The sequence below is a fragment of the Chryseobacterium sp. LAM-KRS1 genome, assembly GCF_013184525.1.
In the GTDB taxonomy this organism is placed as follows: domain Bacteria; phylum Bacteroidota; class Bacteroidia; order Flavobacteriales; family Weeksellaceae; genus Chryseobacterium; species Chryseobacterium proteolyticum.
Window position 1 is genome coordinate 237,293 of record NZ_JAAOIZ010000003.1, and the last position, 17,870, is coordinate 255,162.

A 17,870-nucleotide genomic window follows, 5' to 3' on the forward strand; every position below is an offset into this window, starting at 1 on the left:
AGCATTAAAACCGCTAATCTATACGACAGATTCACAAGTACATTTTTTATCATGAAAGAAAACAAATACGCTGATCCTTCTTTTTTCAGACAATATGAAAAAATGCTTCGCTCTCAACTTGGATTGGAGGGAGCCGGAGAATGGTATGTTTTAAAGGATATGTTACCCGATTTCACAGAAAAGAATGTACTTGATCTCGGTTGTGGTTTTGGTTGGCACTGCCGATATGCTATAGAGCAGGGGGCAAAATCTGTCATTGGAATTGATCTCTCTGAAAAAATGCTTGAAAAAGCCAGAGAGATCAATAAACTAAAAGGTATTGAGTACTTTCGGAGTGCTCTTGAAGAGGTAACTTATCCAAATCAAACCTTTGATGTAATTTTAAGTTCTCTTACCTTACATTATGTAGAATCATTTGATACCATTGCTCAAAATATCTACAAATGGTTAAAACCCGGAGGTCAGTTTGTATTTTCTGTAGAACATCCTGTTTTTACTGCCGAAGGCACCCAGGACTGGAGTTATGATACCCATGGAGAAAAACAACATTGGCCGGTGGATAACTATTTTATCGAAGGAAGGAGAAACACTACATTTCTTGGTGAAAATGTTGTTAAATACCACAGAACATTAACGACGTACATTAGCTGTTTATTAAACTCAGGATTCAAATTAAAGAAAGTTGTAGAAGCTCAGCCAAGCGAAGAAATGCTCAAACAATTTTCAGAAATGAAAGATGAATTGCGAAGACCGATGATGTTACTGATATCTGCAGAGAAATAAACAAGTACACTGTGAGGGATATGACCAGGCTTGCACTTGAAAATATCAACATTAATTAAAAGAAAAGTATCACTATTTAAAATCTTACGATCATGTTACTAGCAATTTTATTACCCTTTTTATCTTTTATCGTTCGTGGAAAAGTCCTCACCGGAATATTATGCCTGATTTTACAGATCACTGTAATCGGCTGGGTCCCTGCTGCAATTTGGGCAGCTCTCTCCCTGAATAATGAAAGAGCAGATAAGCGAAACCGTGACCTCATCAAAGCAGTAAAAGAAAGCCAGAGATAATTATTCTAAGCTTATGATGTTTGGAAAGAAGATCAATTACTGAAATGAAGGCAACTGAATTGCTATTGATTATTAATAAAAACACACTTTACTATGCTGAGTTTTTATTGTATTTATGATGATCAGCCCACTCCTGTCTACCCTGAAAAGATTGACCTGGAACTAGCTGGAGATCTTTTTACACCTCTTCAAAATAAAGGAATATTAAGCAGAAAACCAAACAGAGAAAAAGTCAATGCAGACTAGAAAATAATATCCTTTTTGGCTTTCGGTGCTTCCTTCATAATGGAAGCATAAGAAGAGGTAAAAGCAGAAAGACTTTTATATCCTACTTTAAAAGCTATTTCGCTTAAGGTATATTGCCGGGTATCGATAAGCTCCACACTCTTTAAAATCCTGATCAATTGTCCGTACTTCTGAAGAGTAATTCCCGTCTGCTCTTTAAATATTCTCTGTAAACTTCGGACAGACATTTTTGCAAGGTCTGCCATATCGCTCACATTAAAACTTTCCTGATAATGGCTGTTAATATAATCACAAACAGGAATTAAGCGATGATCTTCAGGAACAGGAATTTCCAGAAAACGACTTTCATTACAAAAGTTAGGCAAACTATTTAACAACGCTTTTAAAAAAACGGTTTGCTCCTGATCTTCAGTATCCAGTTGATTCCATTTTGAAGCATATAAAAGCATCTCTTTCAAAACAGGAGGTGCCGCAAAAACATGCACTTCTTTAAAAAAATCAGATGGTAAAAGCTTTTTAAATAAAATGACCATCAGATTTACTGATCTTGCATCAGAAGTAGTGCGGTGCTTAACTCCGGAAGGGATCCAGATCACATGATTTTTAGGAACAAGATATATTTTCTGCTGAATATGCAGATACTGATACCCTTCTTCCACATAAGTGAGTTGGGCCCTTTCATGAATATGCTCATATTCATCATGTTTCCAGTTTTCCTCATACCACACATAGGCATCCTTTGAGATGGTATCATTGTAGAAACCCCGGTTCGTTTCAATCAATCCGCATTTAAGTTTGGCGTTTTGCATATTCTTTTTGGCAAAGTTAATAAAAACGACATTGTTAATTTTGTATCTGAATGTTAGACCTTAAAAAAATATGAAAAATATAAGCAAGATCATCACTGCTTTCTTACTTCTGATAATAACCCAATCTATGATGGCACAAGAACATAAAGCTAGAGTTCTGGTTCTGTTTCATTCGGATAATGGAGGAACTTATGAATTAGCAAAAGAAATATCAAAAGGAATTGAAACCAAAGGAAACGTACTGGCTGTAATCAAACAGGTAAAAGCGTCAACCCATCCCAAACTGAAAGATATCCCTGTAGCCAGCGTCGAAGAACTCTCTTCCTACGACGGAATTGCATTTGGATCACCCGTTTATTTTGGAAATATCAGTACGGGAATGAGTGAGTTCTTATCAAAGACTGTTGGATTGTGGAGCTCCCATGCATTAGAAGGAATGCCGGCGACCGTGTTCATGTCTGCCGGAAGTGGTGCAGGAAAGGAGCTGGCTATTCAGTCTTTTTGGAATAGCCTGGCCGTTCATGGAATGGTACTGGTATCGAATGGTATTCGTGGTGCAGAAAACACAGACAAAAATACCCCACAGGGAAACACCGTTCTTGGAGTAACCAGCCTTGCTTCAGTTAAAAATGTAGAACGTCCCAGCGAAAGTGAACGTTATATTGCCAGATTGCAAGGAGAAAACTTTGCTAAGATAGCAGCAGCACTAAAAGATACCTTTCCCCATAAGATGACATCGGAAAATGATATCCAAGAAAAAACAGCTAATATCAACACTGTCTTAAAACAAAAGCAGATCATTCTTCCACAGGTTCCTAAACCTGCAGGAAATTATCAGCCCTATGTACGTTCAGGAAATCTGGTTTTCATTAACCAGGTTGCATTAAAAGACGGGAAAATCCTCAATCCAGGAAAGTTAGGCCTTTCACTTACTGAAGAACAGATAAAAGAAGCTACGAAAGTGACCATGCTTAATGTTCTTTCTGTATTAAATGAGGCCTTGGGTGGTGATTTAAACCGCGTAAAACGTTGTGTACAGCTTACGGGAATATTTAACACAAAAGACGACTACACCAAACACGCAGATCTTATGAATATAGCATCCGATCTTACTGTAGAAGTATTTGGAGAAAAAGGAAAGCATGCAAGAGCTACTTTTGGGGCATCATCGATTCCTGTTAACTCTTCTGTAGAGATTCAGGCCGTATTTGAAGTGGAGTAAAAAATATTAATTAACTTAAACAAAAAAATTATGATCAAAATATTCGTTGCAGGGGCTACCGGATGGGCCGGCTCTGAGCTGAGCAAAGCTATTTTTAAACAAAAGGGAATGCAGCTGGTCGGTGGATTGTCCCGTTCCGGCAGTGGAAAAAACCTCGCTGAGATCCTTGATTTAGGGAATGAAAAAATTCCGGTATTTGATACCATTGAGAAGGCTTTAGATGCCCTTGACTTCGATGTGTTATTTGACTACACAAAACCTGATGTTGCCAAAACCAATGTCCTGGCGGCCGTAAAAAGAGGTAAAAAAGTTATTGTGGGAACTTCAGGCCTTACAGGAGAAGATTATGCAGAAATAAAAAAAGCTGCCATTGAAAATGATACTTCCGTACTGGCGGTAGGAAACTTTGCGATCACAGTTGTTCTTCTTCAAAAGTTTGCTGAAATTGCTGCAAAATATATTCCCAACTATGAAATTATAGATTATGCACATGAGCTAAAAATCGATACCCCAAGCGGAACTGTAAGGGAACTCGCTCACCGATTAGCCCAGGTTCAAAAACCCGTTGTCCCTATTCCTACGGATCAGATGGTTGGTGAAAAGGCAACGAGGGGAGCAGAAATGGAAGGGGTTCATGTTCATTCCGTAAGGCTTCCGGGGCATGTTATTGCTGTAGAAACTATTTTTGGGTTAAAAGATGAAAAATTAATCATCAGACACGACTCAGGAACCAGTGCAGAACCTTATGTAAAGGGTGGGTTACTTGCTATTGAAAAAATAGGCACATTCAAAGGTCTCAGAAGAGGACTGGATACAGTAATGGATTTTTAAATAAAATTACAAAGGGTAAAAAAAGGAGACTAAATAAGTCTCTTTTTTTTGTGATATTTCCTGAAAACAATAACGGAAGTTACTCATAAAACAATATCTTTAATTTTTTAAAATCTCAATTTATTTATGAAAAAAATTTCACAGGTCTTACTTTTTTTATCATTCTGTACTATTTATTCCCAAACCAATTTTAAAATGGATATCAGTGCTCCGGTATTTGCTAAAGATTCCATAACCATTGCTCCTCCGATGGGAATGGGAGAAACCCATAAACTGTACAATTTTACCATTCAACCGGAAAAAGGTGTAAGATTTATGAAGGGTTTTAATACCGCATTTATCAGGATCGATGACTCAAAGGCAGTGACCGGACAAATAGAATATCCTCAGCCTGTTATCTTTGGATATTTTAATGCTGTAGAAAAGGGAGGGTATGGTTCTGATATTTTTTTCATTGAAAAAGGGGATTACAAGATCAGTATCGTGGATAAAAATCTGAATTTTACGTCAGGTTCTGAAACGCCAACCAACGCCGAATACAAAAAACTGAAGAAGTTACTTGAGATAGCAGACAAAAAATTAAAACCTTATGAAGACAATAATCCTGGTGATATTGAAAGTAAACAAAAGCTGCTGAGAACCTATATCACTAAAAATCCAAACTCCTATGTGGCGTTCTGGGAAATCGTAAATGATTTCTCAAAATACGGTTTTAACCCAAGCTATGTGGAAAATATGCCCTTATTTTCTAAAAAGATAAAAGGGATATTCAGTTATAAAGAATTTGAGAAAATCCTGAAAATAGAAAATGCTACAAGTGTCGGTGCAAATTTCCCGAACCTGAAACTTAATTCAACCGATCAGATAAATAACTCCAGTTTTTCTGACCACAAACTTACCTTGATAGATTATTGGGCTACAACCTGCAAACCTTGTATTAAAGATTTGCCCAAGCTGGTCACCTTATATGAAAAATATAAGGATAAAGGTGTGCAATTCATAAGTGTTGCTGACGATATTGTGAAAGACAGAATGGATCGTGCCAATACAATACTGAACGAAAATAAAGTAAGCTGGAAAAATTATTTCGATGTGAATCAGGCATTCCTCAATAAGCTTCATGCTACCGGATATCCTCTACAAATTCTGGTAGATCAAAATGGAAAGATCATTGCCAGAAAGTTCGGTGAATTGGATCAGATTGCTGGGGAAATAGAAAAGCACATTCAATAATAAAAAAATGACAGCCAAACAGCTGTCATTTTTTTGGCCATCAGTAAAATCAGAATTGAACTTTATCCGACTTTGAAAAGACAGAAGAAAGCATTGCATACAAAACCAAAAAATATATTCAACTTATATCACCGCATATTTGTATCTTTAAATACATCTAAAGGTTTTATTGTTAATTTTTTGATACAAAATTATGGCAGAAAAAATTTATTTCATAAAAACTAACCCTACTATTGCCAAGATCAATTTGTACAATAAGCTTTGCCGTGAGGAAAATTCAGCACTCAGATATCTGGATGATGACAAAAAAACCAGCCTGGAAATTATTAAGGCTAAAGTAAAAGACAGTGTCGAAAATCTTACACCTGATGAACTATGCAGTATTTTTCACTGGTTTCAGGGTGAATATCATGATACAAGTGCAGATCCATCAAATTCAAAGGAAGAAGTAATTAATCAGCTTTTTATTAATGGGATTGATCAGTTTTACGAAATTTCTCCTCCTGACGTTACTCCATTCAACCAGATTATTTCCGATTATCAGAAATATTCTCAAAGCACTTTACCCTATAAGTTCAATACAGAAGAATTCAGTCCTTTTCTTATCTATGGAATATTTTTTACCGGACTACTCAGCCGGTTCCATAAAAAAGAAAACAGCCATATTCTTTTAATGGACTTTTTAAAGCCGGATCATAAGGATTTATATTCCTTCGCTGAAGACAAATTCAATGCTGTTCAAACCAATCCTGAAACAGGATCACTCTTTGACAGTGGTGTTCAACTTTCAACATACTTCGGTGAACTCTATGACCTAACCCGATTTTACAAAGACCCAATTATCAAACTTCACGACTCTTAATATATAGATTTATCTATAAGGATACCATATTTTTTTATAAAATTCACTATCAAATGAATAATGATGTAACATTATTTTCTTAAATTGCCCCTGTCAGTAAATAATGATATGGTTCGAAAGATATTTACCTTCATATTTTTCTTATTTTCTCTTTTCATCTATGCTCAAAGCATTGAAGGAAGTATTATTGACGGACATCACAAGCCTGCGGTAGAAACTGAAGTGGTTATAACAAACGATACTGAAAAATTTTCTGCTATTACAGATCAGAACGGAATGTTTAAAATAGTTCTGAATAAAAATGGAATTTATTTATTAGAGGTTATTCATGACGGAATAAAAGTAGAAAGCGAAAAAATAACTGTTAGCGGAAATCTTACTAAAGACATCCATATAAAAGAAAATACACCTTTTGAGCAAAAGATAGAAGGAGTTTCTGTTTCCATAAAGAAAAAGCTATTTGAAAGAAAAGTCGACCGATTGGTTTTTAATGTTGAAAACTCTATTGCATCACAAGGAATAGATGTCGTGGAAGCATTAGCAAAAACTCCAATGGTACGGGCTACAGATGATGCTATTTCTATTGCTGGAAAAAGCAATGTTGCAGTGATGTTGAATGATCGGATCTTAAATTTATCCGGTCAGGAATTGATCAATTATCTAAAAACATTACGCTCGGATGATGTCGCTAAAATTGAAGTTATCACTACACCTCCTGCCAAATACGAAGCAGAGGGGAAAAGCGGGCTGATAAATATTATTCTGAAAAAGAAGGCTGATATGGGATGGAATGGCTCTTTACAGACATCAGGAAGTTACTTTTATGGAAAACCTACCGTCAGTGCAAGAAGTGGAGCCGGTTTTAATTACCAGGGGAATAAATTATCTCTTACAGCCAATTTATCTGCAGGAGATAATTATTGGGACAGTTCATCTTACAATTATTTAACAGGGACTACTAACTCAAATTACTGGAACACCGATTCCAAAGAACTGTATAATAACAAATACAAAGGAGCCAATCTGAAAGGAGAATATAAAATCAGTGATAAACACCTTGTAGGATTCAATTATAATTATTCTTTCGGCAACCCATTCGAAAAGGCTGAAAATTATACATCTATTTTTAATGAAGGAGGGAAACTCAATGTATTCTCCGACAGTAAAAATAAAAATCACAGAAACCTTCACAATACCAATGCTTTTTACGATATAAAGCTTGACACAATTGGAAGTAAACTTAGCATATCAGGTAATGTATTAATTAATAACGCACACGCCGATAACTTTTACAATACCGTCACCGATACCAAAGTTTCTACTCTTACCAATCCTGTCAGCAGGTACCGGATCTATTCAGGCCAGGCTGATCTGGAAAAGAATTTTGTCAAAATAAAAACGGAATCAGGCTTGAAATACACCAAAATAAAAAACGCATCTGATTTTAATTTCTTCAACATTGAGAATGGACAATATATTTTGAATAGAGAAAGGACCAATACATTTATCTATAATGAAGAGAACTTTGCTGCATACCTGTCTACCAGTTTTAAAATCAATGATAAATGGGATGCAAAAGCGGGCCTTCGTTATGAGTACACTACACTGGAAGGCGTTTCATTAAATGATAATTCTTCTGCCAACATCAATTACGGAAAATTTTTCCCTACGGCTTATTTAAGTTATAAACCTAACGAAAACAATACATTTACATTAAATTATTCCAGAAGAATTTCGCGGCCCTATTTCGGAAACCTTAATCCCTTCAAATATTATACTTCAGAATATGAATATAATACCGGAAACCCATATCTTCTTCCCTCTTTTTCAGACAATTTTGAGTTGGGTTACGTGCTTAAAAATAATTTAAACATTACACTCTACTACAACTACAATAAGGATAATTGGGATAGAATACAGGTGGTAGAAGGAAATCTGAAATACAGTATTGTCAAAAATTTCTATAACCAAAATCAGGCGGGTATTAACATCAGCTACAATTATAATAGGCTTACGTGGCTGGAATCTAATGCATTCTTAAATGGGTTTTATGCCAAATCCAAATCATATCTTCCTGAAGCGGTGGCAGCACCGGCAGGATATGGAGCCAGTATTAACCTGGATAATAACTTCTTCCTTAATAAGGAAAAAACATTGACTTTAATGCTAGGTATATGGGCAAACATTCCCAACAGAATTGGAAATACTTATTTTAATGGAAACGGATCGGTTTATACGGGAATAAAATTAAACCTGATGGAGAAAAAATTAATGATCAACTTATACCTGAATGATGCTTTAAATACCGACCGTAATAAGGGAACAGAATATTATCCCAATTATAATGTAGAGTATTATTCCAAAGGAACCTCACGAAACATGTTATTTTCAGTAACCTATAAATTCGGTAATAATGATATAAAGGGAGCAACCAAGCAAACGAAGTTCGAAGAATCGAACAGAGCTGGAGGAAGCAATGGTAATTAAAATAAGTAGGATAACAACAGTTTAGCCTGGTACTTTTTTATGCTGAAAAACATAGTATCCAATTCCTCCGATGGAATAAGCCAGTACATCAAAAAAATCTCCAACAAAGTGATCAGAAACCAATGGACAAAACCATTCAAATAAAAGAGAGAGATAAATAACCGAGCTTATGATAAACTTTAGATCGGGCTGCCACCGGAAACCCAATATTTTATTCATCCCATATTGTATCAGATAACCGTACATGGGAACTGTAATAAGATCTGTAAAATAATCATTGAACCAGGGAATAATAATTCCATTCTTTCGGAAAATGATAATGGCTGACCAGATGAATAAGCCACATAAGAATAAGACCGAGATCCTGTATTTTCTAAGCATGTAATACCGCCATAATGACTCCTAAAATGACCTGCAGAACCTTGACCATCACTTCCTGCAAGTCTTTTTCATCTTTTCCTCTCTCTGCCACTTTTTCGTAATTAAATTTTTGTTTCCCTTCCATTGCATTTTGATTTCTGAGTACAAATATACAAAAATTAGAACAAATGTTCTAATTTTTAAAATATTCAAAAAATCTCTCTTATATTTGAGGCATGAAAACCAGGGAAAAGATTATTTCAACAGCAATCCAGCTTTTCAACGAAAAAGGATACAATACAATCACGACAAGACATATTGCGGCTGAACTCAATATAAGTCCGGGAAATCTGCATTACCACTTCAAACATTCTGAAGATATTATTAAAGTTGTTTTTTCCGAACTCCTACTGGCAATGGATGAAATGATGAATACACTTCAGCAAACTGATCATAAGACCTTACAAAACTTATTTGACTTTACTTACCGTACTTACGAAATTTTCTATTCTTATCGTTTTATCTTCCTCAATTTCGTTGATATTCTAAGAAAAATTCCAGAAATAAAAACTCAGTATGAACAAATTAATTTGCACAGGAAAACTGAATTTGAATCTATATTTCTTGATTTTCAGAAGAACAGGATCTTCCGGGAAGATATCCCTGATTTTATTATAAATAACCTTAGCACCCAAATATTTATTATTGCCGATAATTGGGTTACCCATAATAGCCTAACACTCAATCTACCAAAAGAAGAAGCAATTACGCATTACAGCCTTATCCAGATGAATTTGTTTTACCCTTTGTTAAATCCTGAACAGCAGAAATTATATCGATTGAATTTTATTCAAAAACTTAAAAAATAAATCTCAATTTGTTTTAATTTTACCATTCAGTTAAAACGATGTAGTAATGAAAATCCTTTATTTTACATCATAATAAATGGCTTATAAATGTCCGGATCTTCAGCACAATATAATGGTTACAAAATCTCAGTTCCGCCGGAATTCGAGAATATATTTTCACATTTCTATTTTGCTGAAAACAATTCCGAATTTCCGGTAACCAAGACATTGCTGCCTACGTATCAGACGATATTGCTATTTTGCTTTGGGGAAAGTGCATCAATGGTAACTAAGGAAAAAACGATGATAACGGTAGATACGTGTGTCGTTTTTGGGCCTATCAGGCATTCTTTCGACTATACGTTGCCTTCCGGAACTTCAATTCTTGTAGCTAATTTCAAAGATGATGCTTTTTATCGTTTTTTTGGAAAAGCGTGCATCTCATATCAGGCCGCGATAAATCCTGACGAGCTTCTTGAAGAAAACTGTTTTACCAATCTATGGCATCAGATTTCAAAAATTAATTCTACTCAGGAACAGGTAGATTATATTCTTGAGTTTTGTAAACCCTATTTGCAGGAGCGGGATCTCACAGGTCAGCTCTTGAGTGATTTTACAAATAAAAATTTAAACCCCATTAAAACAATTGCTGAAAAGACCAATCAAAGTGAACGAAGTATTCAGCTAAAACAAAAAGAGCAATTTGGATATTCATCCAAAGAGATCAGCCGGTATAGCAGGTTTTCAAAAGCCATCCAGCTTATTGAGAAAGAAATTGCCAATCAAAACAAAGTTGAATGGTTTACCATTGTTGATGAGTGTAATTATTACGATCAAAGCCAGCTGATCCATGATTTCAAGCACTTCATACATCTTTCACCTTCACAGTTCCTGAAGTTTCAACAGGACATCTGCAACCCAAAATCGGATTAGGCACTTCGTTTTCTTACAATTTTTGTGTACTCAGCTATTCTACCTTTGTCCTGCAACAATAAAAAAGTAGAAAAAATGAGACATCTAATTATTTACGCACATTATAACGAAAAGAGTTTAAACCACCATCTGTTAGAAACTGTTGTTGAAAGCCTGACTTCCCAAAATCATGAAGTTATTGTAAGAGATCTTTATGCAATTAACTTTGATCCTGTGTTTTCTTTAAAAGATATACAGGAACAGAGAATGGGAATTCTTGCCGATGATATCAAATATGAGCAGGAGTTCATCACATGGGCAGAGCATATTACCTTCATCTATCCTATCTGGTGGACCGGAATGCCGGCTATTATGAAAGGATATATCGACAGGGTTTTCAGCTATGGTTATGCTTACCGTTATGACCAGGGCATTCAAAAGAGTTTATTGGCAGGAAAACAAGCCATAATTATCAATACTCATGGTAAATCACATGCAGAATATGAACAAATCGGAATGGATAAAGCACTTTCATTAACCTCCGATAAAGGTATATTTACATACTGCGGTTTTGAGATCAACCAACATTTTTTCTTCGATAAAGCAGACAGGGTATCTCCTGAACAAGTGGAAATATGGAAAGAGCACATTAGAAATACATATTCAGAAATCAATGATCGCTTAACGAATGCTAATGAATCTGAAATATTGAACACTCATCCATTGCAAACCCGTCAATCTTCTTAAAGAAAATAATCAGCCAGTTTCCTGATTGAATTCTTACAATAGAAAAAAGTTTCTATCTTTGCTGTTCATATGAAATATTTAAACAGCATATTACGTCTTCCTTTCTTTAATGAGTATTACTACCCGATGTACTGTTCGGGAAGACTGTCTATGTGTATAATTCAATAACAAAATATTAATTTATTATATAGAGCCCGAACATTATTGTTCGGGCTTTTTTAATGCAAAATTTTAAAAGAAATGATTCATCTATTACAAGAAAATGTGGAAATTATTTTACCACAAAACGGTCTGGAAAACAAATTACAACAGGCTAAAGACGAAAACAGGAAACTAAACATCAAACTGGGATTCGATCCTACTGCTCCGGACCTTCATCTGGGACACGCTGTTGTTCTAAAAAAACTCAGACAATTTCAGGATCTGGGACACCGGATTATTATTGTTGTCGGAAGTTTTACAGCAAGAATCGGGGATCCCAATTGTAAATTAAAAACAGAATAAAGATCAAAAAACTCTTAATAAATCATCCACATTAGATCTTTAAAATAAATTGATATTAATAAAAGCTCCTACATTATAATCGTATTTTTTCATTGGCCCATACCAATCTAAATTTACTCCAGTACCAAATGAAAATTCTTTATACCTAAGCCCTAACCTTAGCATGACATAGCTTCTGTCATGGAGTCCAGAGTTGATGGTAACTGAATGCATACCCTGAAACCTGGTATATAATCGCAATTTATCGGTTATACTTGGTATATATTCTGTCATAAGCATCACTTCTGCGTTTGCATTTTTTGATACATCAACGCTGGGAGCCATTATTACAGTGTAATTAGAATCACTCAACGTATAGATAAGTCCTGTTGATGTTCTGAGACCATTTACAGATGTATACATAAATCCTCCCGTAATATCAAGTCCTTTTAAAACCGAATATGTAAACTTTCCCTGGGACATGATGCTATCTGTTCTAGGTTCCCAATTTGTTATTAAGTTTGAAACACTAAAAAATCCGAATCTGGATAAGGAAGAAATTTTTTTTACAACCAGTAATTGATAAAATAGTCCATTGTAACCAACCAAAGTTTCCATATTTATTGGAGGATTTCCTATTGTCTGTTTTTCCGCATACTGCCCTAAAATAAATGTTTTAGAAAATAGTGTGATTAATATTATTAGTAATATTCTGACCTTGAAACTCATTGATGTTTTATTATTTTGTAAAACTTTCTTTGTAATAATAATTTTACTATTGTGATTGTTGTGTACAAGTATAGCTAAACAGTATTTATTTAATAAAATACAAGCAAAAAGCTATTTAAATGATCTCTTTGCTTGTATTATTTATTATTTAGCTAGCCTACTTTTTTTTACTACAGCCTCGGCCTGAACTTCAAGTTTAACATCGGGGTGCCATAATTTCACAACCTGAACTGCTGTGGAAGTTGGGGGATTTTGAGTATTTACATATTTATCCCGTATTTCTTCAAATTTATTGAGTTCATTAATATCGGTCATATAAACTTTGATTTTAATTACATCATTAAGGGTTCCCCCTTCTTTGGCCAATGTACTTTTAATATTTTCAAATACAGTCTTAGCTTGTACAGATATATCATCCTTTCCTATGATCTTTCCGGCCCCATCAAGATAACTTGTAGTACCGGATAAGTCAATTTTCATATAATTATGTGATAAATCATATTTAACATATTCTGCATATCCAGGAGCAGAGGGGCCGTAAGTTAAATTAATGTTCACATCATGTTTTCTGGCCATCGTAGAACAGCCCATTGATAAAAGGCTCAGTGATATACTAAAAACAGCGAAAAATATTTTTATTAGTAATGAATTATTGGTAAACTTCATTGTTATTTTATATTTAATGGTCATTATATCATTAGTACATTTTGTAATTTCTCATTAAAGTATATCACAAAAACATGTTAATCAATTTTCTTTCTTTTATTTAATTCAGATTCTTATAGTTTAATACCTCTGGGTAAAAAATAATACGAATGAGGCCATTTATAAATCACAGTGCACCGATCTGAGACATAAAGGTATAATCATCATAAAACAACCATTCTTCAACCATCCTTCCTCTATCATTCCACCGGCCAATCGTAGCCATCTCAATATTAAACTTCTTTTTTGTAGGCTGTATAATCCTACCATTAGCTAATAACATTGGTCTTGTAAACGTTCCTTTCCAAATACCTGTTACCGCAGTATAATATCCTTGTCCAATTCTTACATGATGTATAGGATTTTCAGTATCGGGAGCAAATGAAAATATCTTTTTAGATCGTTCAATATGGGCTTTTAAGCCAACAGTTTTTGTTCCATCCGGATAATGTACAATAATTCCTTGATCATGACTTCTGCTCATTTCATCCCATTTTTGATGGCTATACACATTGAAATCCAAATCATCAAAATTATCAAGGTTATTTTCTACCATTTCTCTTTCCTTCCTAAATTCATTTAAATTTTTACCTATATTTTTTTTTGCTGTTTCAGGAGCTGTAGATGAAAAATCATCAGGAATAATTTTATCACCTGTCTGCTCATATGGAGCTATCCTGTTCAATCTTTTTTTGGGTGTATTATCCTTGCAGGAAATACAAAAAGCGAGGCCCACAGTCAGTAATAGCAGAACGAAAATTCTATTTCTCATTTTCTTGTAAGTATTAATTACCTTTATTGTATAAGGGGTTTATATCCATATAGATAAGTGTATGTGTTATTTTATTACCGTCAAAAACAAAAACATCCGTTACAGGAAGTGTAATATTACTGCCATCGTGTCTAGTGTAGGAAACTTCCATTTGAACAACTGTGGAAGTAGAATCTTTCCATATTCTTAAAATCTTATGTTTTAAGTCTTTTATAGAGTTATAAAAATCTGTCTGAGCTTTAAATATAGCAGATTTCCCTACCTCCTCCGGAAAATTTCCAAATTTAAAAACAGAGTCCTCAGATAAAAATTCAGCAAACTTATTGGGATCTTTACTATCTATAGCTGATAGTATTTTTTCTATACTAGGCTGTTTTTTTATAACCGTACTTTTGGAATAAATCATTTCTCGATTTTGTTTTTTCTGTCCAGAAATAATTAAGGACGAAAGACTGATCATAAATACTAATGTATATTTCATAATGTAAAAAATGTTGTTATTATTTAGCTACAAATTTATTTTGACATATAAGCATTTATGTGATTAATTTAGAAGTAATAATGACGAATTTTGGATATGGCGTTTAATAATTACACACCGAGTGCATAGTCAAATACATTATCTTATATTTGGTCAACGAAACAGATCATTTACCTTTCGCACGATTAAAACTGTTTTCTAATTAAACTTGAAAAGCATAATACATATGCTTTGTGTAGTTTAGAGTATTTATTAAGCTTATTTATTTGTATGGCAATGAGAAATAAGAGTAAAACAATTAAGAGTAATATTTTTGATTCATTAAAAATATCTAAAGTAAACAACCAAGAGCATATAGAAGATTTCACAATTATCAACTTAAGAGATGCAGGACTTTCTGCTCCCTATACATCTTATCCTTTCAGGTCCGATGACTTTATATTTATTTTTATAAAAGAAGGCAACGGAAAGATTTACAGAGGAAATTATCTACAGGAAGTACAACCACTGTCAGTACATTTTATAAATACATGTCAGCAAATTGAGCTCAGTATGGATAGTTTAGATGACATATATATGATAATTGTAGGAGAATATTTTTTTAAAAAGTACATCGACAAGGATTTTTATAGAATGTTTACTTTTCTAATCATTGAAAGTGGTATTTCCAAAGAATCTACTCCTGATTTCTTTTCAATGATGGAGGATACATATATAAAAATTTATAATGAATTTAAGAGAGCAAATAGAAACTATCATGCGATTGGACATCTAGTTGGATTTCTCCTACATAAATTCACAGATGAGTTCTGGATTGAAAATTCTAATATTCATGAAGAAAAATGTACTTTAGAAATGCTTATTTCTTTTAAAAGACAATTATCCGATAATTTTATTGAACTTATTAATGGTAAAACAGAGAAAGTTTTAAAGTTGTCAGATTTTGCGTCAAGTCAGAATATACATCCAAAACACTTCAATACCATTATAAAAAATAAAACCGGTAAGACAGTTTCAGAATGGATTACTGAAAAATCTATTGATGAAGCTAAAATTCTTTTAAGGGAATCAAACTTATCTATTAAAGAAATTTCAAATCTGTTCGGCTATTCAGAACCTACTCATTTTTCACACTTTTTTAAGAAAAATACTAAAATGTCCCCAAAGGAATATAGAGAAGGGTCAAAAATGATTTGAAGAATTTTTTCGAACTTTTTTTAAATCTTAAATTCAATATATTCGTGGTATTGAAAAGGTTGAATATACCATGAACTTTACATTGAAATACAGGAAAGCTGAGGAAAGCGATATTGAATTCCTGCTCGATCTGAGAACGAAAACGATGACTGAGCATTATGCCACTTCGAATCTTCCAACCACAAAAGAATATGCTCTTCAAAGGATCCTTTACCAATTTGAAAATGCTCATATCATCATTTTAAATGATAACCCAATGGGATTGTTAAAAATAAACAGAACTGCAGATAATATAGATATTTTACAACTTCAGATTCATCCTGACCAACAAGGTCTGGGTATTGGAAAATCTATTTTGGAAAAAATTATCCGTGAATCGGTTTCGGATCAGAAATCAGTTTCCCTTAGTGTTTTAAAAACTAATCGGGCACAGAAACTTTATTCCAGCTTAGGTTTTAAAATCATCGATGAAGATGATCATTCTTATAATATGAAATTTTTTAATTAAAAAAAGTATGCTCTTCAGCATACTTTTTATTTATACGTATAAGGCACCAGAACATCTATAAAATTATCCGTACTGTAAGGATCTCCTATTGCCCTGAATTTCCAGTCTCCATGATGGCGATATGCTTCAGCAAAAACCATCGAGCACATGCCATTCATACTGCTATCTCCGGAAAGACTATATTTTGTAATTTCTTTTCCTCTTGCATCAACCGCTCTGATAAAAGCATTATCAATCATTCCGAAATGCTGTCTGTTGGTCCTTCCCTGATATATAGACACTACAAAAATTATCTTTTGATAACGTTCGTTTAATTGATCCAGCTTCACTATAATCTGTTCATCATCTCCATCGCCTTCCCCTGTTCTATTATCACCCGTCAACCAGATGTGACCTGAAGGATGACGCATCGAATTAAAGTAAATAACATCACTTTCATAAAGCACAACCTGTTTTCCATTATGCCCATGAAGAGTTCTTCCCATATCAGCAACTTTCCCATTTTTATCCAGAAGAAAAGCAACAGCATCGAGGTCATATTCGGGTTCATTGCTGAATAACCTCCCAAAGAAACCTCCCTGCTTGCGAACGTCCCAACCCAATCCGATAGTGACCTGAGAAAGATCATAAACGCTTTCACCAAGATTGTTTTTCCTCAGATCTATGGTTTGGCCTTTTTGTAAATTAATTGCCATTGTTATTTAATGATTTGCCCTTTATAATATTTTTCAAGGAAGAAAGAAAGGTCTGCCCTGTAACCAATTCCGGAAGCCTCAAATTTCCAGCTTCCATTCCTCTTGTATAACCTGCCGAACTCGATTCCCGTTTCTATAGAAAAATCCTCATCCAGTTCATATTTGGCGATTTCCTGGTTGCTATTATTATCAATAATCCTGATATATGAATTTCTTACCTGACCAAAATTTTGTTTTCTTCTTTCAAAATCTTCAATGGTAACCACAAAGAGTATTTCTTCTACTCTTCCATCAACTTTTTCCAAATCGATAATAATAGATTCATCATCATCCCCGTCACTGTTCTTTCCACTCGGATCATCACCCGTATGAGTCAATGCGCCATCCGGAGAGCTTAGATTGTTATAAAAAACAAAATAATCTTCACTTACAAGTTTTCTTTCTGCATCGATCATAATTGCAGAAGCATCGAGATCAAAATCATATCCTCTTCCATCGTTAGGATCCCATCCCAATCCAATCGTTAGTTTTGTTAATCCTATATCTATTCTTTGTCCTTTCTGTAGGTTAATTGCCATAATAAAATCTTAAATATCTAAGATAAATTTGATTTCCCGAATATCCAAATATTTTAATAGAAAAAGCCCGATCTAATTGACCGGGCTGT

The 17,870-nt window shown here is 34.1% G+C and carries 23 protein-coding genes; 14 read left to right on the forward strand and 9 right to left on the reverse strand.

The features are described from left to right. The first annotated feature begins 51 nt into the window (after positions 1-51). The 3 genes from G9C87_RS08565 to G9C87_RS08575 all read left to right on the forward strand — a co-directional run bounded on the left by G9C87_RS08565 (position 52) and on the right by G9C87_RS08575 (position 1,322). Positions 52-783, forward strand: a complete 732-nt coding sequence (locus G9C87_RS08565) for a class I SAM-dependent methyltransferase (protein ID WP_172280118.1) — start codon at positions 52-54, stop codon at positions 781-783. Positions 784-875: 92 nt separating this feature from the next. Beyond that, positions 876-1,076, forward strand: coding sequence for a YqaE/Pmp3 family membrane protein (locus G9C87_RS08570; RefSeq protein ID WP_194304243.1), 201 nt, complete (start codon positions 876-878; stop codon positions 1,074-1,076). Positions 1,077-1,169: 93 nt separating this feature from the next. Next, a complete protein-coding gene (locus tag G9C87_RS08575; protein WP_172280120.1) occupies positions 1,170-1,322 on the forward strand; it encodes a hypothetical protein in 153 nt (50 codons plus the stop codon). Here the strand turns inward: G9C87_RS08575 and G9C87_RS08580 are convergent. After that, on the reverse strand, positions 1,319-2,131 hold the full coding sequence (locus G9C87_RS08580; protein WP_172280123.1) for a helix-turn-helix domain-containing protein: 813 nt from the start codon (positions 2,129-2,131) through the stop codon (positions 1,319-1,321). The genes G9C87_RS08575 and G9C87_RS08580 overlap by 4 nt on opposite strands. A 70-nt stretch (positions 2,132-2,201) precedes the next feature. Here G9C87_RS08580 and G9C87_RS08585 point away from each other — a divergent pair, with 70 nt between their 5' ends. The 5 genes from G9C87_RS08585 (at position 2,202) to G9C87_RS08605 (ending at position 8,766) form a co-directional block, all read left to right on the forward strand. Further along, complete coding sequence (locus G9C87_RS08585; RefSeq protein ID WP_172280126.1) at positions 2,202-3,353, forward strand: Atu1372/SO_1960 family protein; 1,152 nt, start codon at positions 2,202-2,204, stop codon at positions 3,351-3,353. 30 nt (positions 3,354-3,383) lie between these two features. Next, complete coding sequence (gene dapB, locus G9C87_RS08590; RefSeq protein WP_172280129.1) at positions 3,384-4,184, forward strand: 4-hydroxy-tetrahydrodipicolinate reductase; 801 nt, start codon at positions 3,384-3,386, stop codon at positions 4,182-4,184. 126 nt (positions 4,185-4,310) lie between these two features. After that, on the forward strand, positions 4,311-5,417 hold the full coding sequence (locus G9C87_RS08595) for a TlpA family protein disulfide reductase (protein ID WP_172280132.1): 1,107 nt from the start codon (positions 4,311-4,313) through the stop codon (positions 5,415-5,417). Between the two features lie 193 nt (positions 5,418-5,610). Next, positions 5,611-6,279: a hypothetical protein gene (locus G9C87_RS08600; protein WP_172280135.1), complete on the forward strand. Its 669-nt coding sequence runs from the start codon at positions 5,611-5,613 to the stop codon at positions 6,277-6,279. A gap of 108 nt (positions 6,280-6,387) precedes the next feature. Next, positions 6,388-8,766, forward strand: coding sequence for an outer membrane beta-barrel family protein (locus G9C87_RS08605; RefSeq protein WP_172280137.1), 2,379 nt, complete (start codon positions 6,388-6,390; stop codon positions 8,764-8,766). A gap of 21 nt (positions 8,767-8,787) precedes the next feature. Here G9C87_RS08605 and G9C87_RS08610 read toward each other — a convergent pair whose 3' ends face one another. Together G9C87_RS08610 and G9C87_RS20880 are read right to left on the reverse strand one after the other, a co-directional pair. Next, positions 8,788-9,147, reverse strand: coding sequence for a hypothetical protein (locus tag G9C87_RS08610; protein WP_172280139.1), 360 nt, complete (start codon positions 9,145-9,147; stop codon positions 8,788-8,790). Next, positions 9,140-9,271, reverse strand: coding sequence for a hypothetical protein (locus tag G9C87_RS20880; protein WP_262888818.1), 132 nt, complete (start codon positions 9,269-9,271; stop codon positions 9,140-9,142). The genes G9C87_RS08610 and G9C87_RS20880 overlap by 8 nt, the downstream gene beginning before the upstream one ends. A 91-nt stretch (positions 9,272-9,362) precedes the next feature. Here G9C87_RS20880 and G9C87_RS08615 point away from each other — a divergent pair, with 91 nt between their 5' ends. From G9C87_RS08615 to G9C87_RS08630, 4 genes are all read left to right on the forward strand, one after another. After that, complete coding sequence (locus G9C87_RS08615) at positions 9,363-9,995, forward strand: TetR/AcrR family transcriptional regulator (RefSeq protein WP_172280141.1); 633 nt, start codon at positions 9,363-9,365, stop codon at positions 9,993-9,995. A gap of 87 nt (positions 9,996-10,082) precedes the next feature. Further along, complete coding sequence (locus tag G9C87_RS08620) at positions 10,083-10,907, forward strand: helix-turn-helix domain-containing protein (RefSeq protein WP_172280143.1); 825 nt, start codon at positions 10,083-10,085, stop codon at positions 10,905-10,907. Between the two features lie 75 nt (positions 10,908-10,982). Then, positions 10,983-11,633: an NAD(P)H-dependent oxidoreductase gene (locus G9C87_RS08625; protein ID WP_172280145.1), complete on the forward strand. Its 651-nt coding sequence runs from the start codon at positions 10,983-10,985 to the stop codon at positions 11,631-11,633. Positions 11,634-11,873: 240 nt separating this feature from the next. Then, entirely contained in the window at positions 11,874-12,137 is a 264-nt protein-coding gene (locus tag G9C87_RS08630; RefSeq protein WP_228456988.1) for a hypothetical protein, read from the forward strand. A 39-nt stretch (positions 12,138-12,176) separates the two neighbouring features. Here G9C87_RS08630 and G9C87_RS08635 read toward each other — a convergent pair whose 3' ends face one another. From G9C87_RS08635 to G9C87_RS08650, 4 genes are all read right to left on the reverse strand, one after another. Continuing rightward, positions 12,177-12,845, reverse strand: coding sequence for a hypothetical protein (locus G9C87_RS08635; protein WP_172280147.1), 669 nt, complete (start codon positions 12,843-12,845; stop codon positions 12,177-12,179). 144 nt (positions 12,846-12,989) lie between these two features. Next, the gene (locus G9C87_RS08640) at positions 12,990-13,511 is read right to left on the reverse strand and encodes a RidA family protein (protein ID WP_172280149.1); all 522 of its coding nucleotides are present in this window, start codon (positions 13,509-13,511) and stop codon (positions 12,990-12,992) included. 166 nt (positions 13,512-13,677) lie between these two features. Continuing rightward, positions 13,678-14,322: an ester cyclase gene (locus G9C87_RS08645; RefSeq protein ID WP_172280151.1), complete on the reverse strand. Its 645-nt coding sequence runs from the start codon at positions 14,320-14,322 to the stop codon at positions 13,678-13,680. 13 nt (positions 14,323-14,335) lie between these two features. After that, entirely contained in the window at positions 14,336-14,803 is a 468-nt protein-coding gene (locus G9C87_RS08650; protein ID WP_172280153.1) for a nuclear transport factor 2 family protein, read from the reverse strand. Positions 14,804-15,073: 270 nt separating this feature from the next. Between G9C87_RS08650 and G9C87_RS08655 the strand changes: the two genes are divergently transcribed. Both G9C87_RS08655 and G9C87_RS08660 read left to right on the forward strand, forming a co-directional pair. After that, the gene (locus G9C87_RS08655; RefSeq protein ID WP_172280155.1) at positions 15,074-16,000 is read left to right on the forward strand and encodes a helix-turn-helix domain-containing protein; all 927 of its coding nucleotides are present in this window, start codon (positions 15,074-15,076) and stop codon (positions 15,998-16,000) included. 70 nt (positions 16,001-16,070) lie between these two features. After that, positions 16,071-16,508 (forward strand): GNAT family N-acetyltransferase, encoded by a 438-nt coding sequence (locus tag G9C87_RS08660; protein WP_172280157.1) that lies wholly within the window; start codon positions 16,071-16,073, stop codon positions 16,506-16,508. Between the two features lie 26 nt (positions 16,509-16,534). Here G9C87_RS08660 and G9C87_RS08665 read toward each other — a convergent pair whose 3' ends face one another. Together G9C87_RS08665 and G9C87_RS08670 are read right to left on the reverse strand one after the other, a co-directional pair. After that, on the reverse strand, positions 16,535-17,203 hold the full coding sequence (locus G9C87_RS08665; protein ID WP_172280159.1) for a TerD family protein: 669 nt from the start codon (positions 17,201-17,203) through the stop codon (positions 16,535-16,537). Between the two features lie 2 nt (positions 17,204-17,205). Continuing rightward, on the reverse strand, positions 17,206-17,781 hold the full coding sequence (locus G9C87_RS08670; RefSeq protein WP_172280161.1) for a TerD family protein: 576 nt from the start codon (positions 17,779-17,781) through the stop codon (positions 17,206-17,208). Between the last annotated feature and the right edge of the window lie 89 nt (positions 17,782-17,870).

Bases quoted from the DNA above. Each gene is read 5' to 3' on its own strand.
- G9C87_RS08565 (WP_172280118.1), top strand. From the start codon at position 52: ATGAAAGAAAACAAATACGCTGATCCTTCTTTTTTCAGACAATATGAA.
- G9C87_RS08570 (WP_194304243.1), top strand. From the start codon at position 876: ATGTTACTAGCAATTTTATTACCCTTTTTATCTTTTATCGTTCGTGGA.
- G9C87_RS08575 (WP_172280120.1), top strand. From the start codon at position 1,170: ATGCTGAGTTTTTATTGTATTTATGATGATCAGCCCACTCCTGTCTAC.
- G9C87_RS08580 (WP_172280123.1), bottom strand. From the start codon at position 2,131: ATGCAAAACGCCAAACTTAAATGCGGATTGATTGAAACGAACCGGGGT.
- G9C87_RS08585 (WP_172280126.1), top strand. From the start codon at position 2,202: ATGAAAAATATAAGCAAGATCATCACTGCTTTCTTACTTCTGATAATA.
- dapB (WP_172280129.1), top strand. From the start codon at position 3,384: ATGATCAAAATATTCGTTGCAGGGGCTACCGGATGGGCCGGCTCTGAG.
- G9C87_RS08595 (WP_172280132.1), top strand. From the start codon at position 4,311: ATGAAAAAAATTTCACAGGTCTTACTTTTTTTATCATTCTGTACTATT.
- G9C87_RS08600 (WP_172280135.1), top strand. From the start codon at position 5,611: ATGGCAGAAAAAATTTATTTCATAAAAACTAACCCTACTATTGCCAAG.
- G9C87_RS08605 (WP_172280137.1), top strand. From the start codon at position 6,388: ATGGTTCGAAAGATATTTACCTTCATATTTTTCTTATTTTCTCTTTTC.
- G9C87_RS08610 (WP_172280139.1), bottom strand. From the start codon at position 9,147: ATGCTTAGAAAATACAGGATCTCGGTCTTATTCTTATGTGGCTTATTC.
- G9C87_RS20880 (WP_262888818.1), bottom strand. From the start codon at position 9,271: ATGGAAGGGAAACAAAAATTTAATTACGAAAAAGTGGCAGAGAGAGGA.
- G9C87_RS08615 (WP_172280141.1), top strand. From the start codon at position 9,363: ATGAAAACCAGGGAAAAGATTATTTCAACAGCAATCCAGCTTTTCAAC.
- G9C87_RS08620 (WP_172280143.1), top strand. From the start codon at position 10,083: ATGTCCGGATCTTCAGCACAATATAATGGTTACAAAATCTCAGTTCCG.
- G9C87_RS08625 (WP_172280145.1), top strand. From the start codon at position 10,983: ATGAGACATCTAATTATTTACGCACATTATAACGAAAAGAGTTTAAAC.
- G9C87_RS08630 (WP_228456988.1), top strand. From the start codon at position 11,874: ATGATTCATCTATTACAAGAAAATGTGGAAATTATTTTACCACAAAAC.
- G9C87_RS08635 (WP_172280147.1), bottom strand. From the start codon at position 12,845: ATGAGTTTCAAGGTCAGAATATTACTAATAATATTAATCACACTATTT.
- G9C87_RS08640 (WP_172280149.1), bottom strand. From the start codon at position 13,511: ATGAAGTTTACCAATAATTCATTACTAATAAAAATATTTTTCGCTGTT.
- G9C87_RS08645 (WP_172280151.1), bottom strand. From the start codon at position 14,322: ATGAGAAATAGAATTTTCGTTCTGCTATTACTGACTGTGGGCCTCGCT.
- G9C87_RS08650 (WP_172280153.1), bottom strand. From the start codon at position 14,803: ATGAAATATACATTAGTATTTATGATCAGTCTTTCGTCCTTAATTATT.
- G9C87_RS08655 (WP_172280155.1), top strand. From the start codon at position 15,074: ATGGCAATGAGAAATAAGAGTAAAACAATTAAGAGTAATATTTTTGAT.
- G9C87_RS08660 (WP_172280157.1), top strand. From the start codon at position 16,071: ATGAACTTTACATTGAAATACAGGAAAGCTGAGGAAAGCGATATTGAA.
- G9C87_RS08665 (WP_172280159.1), bottom strand. From the start codon at position 17,203: ATGGCAATTAATTTACAAAAAGGCCAAACCATAGATCTGAGGAAAAAC.
- G9C87_RS08670 (WP_172280161.1), bottom strand. From the start codon at position 17,781: ATGGCAATTAACCTACAGAAAGGACAAAGAATAGATATAGGATTAACA.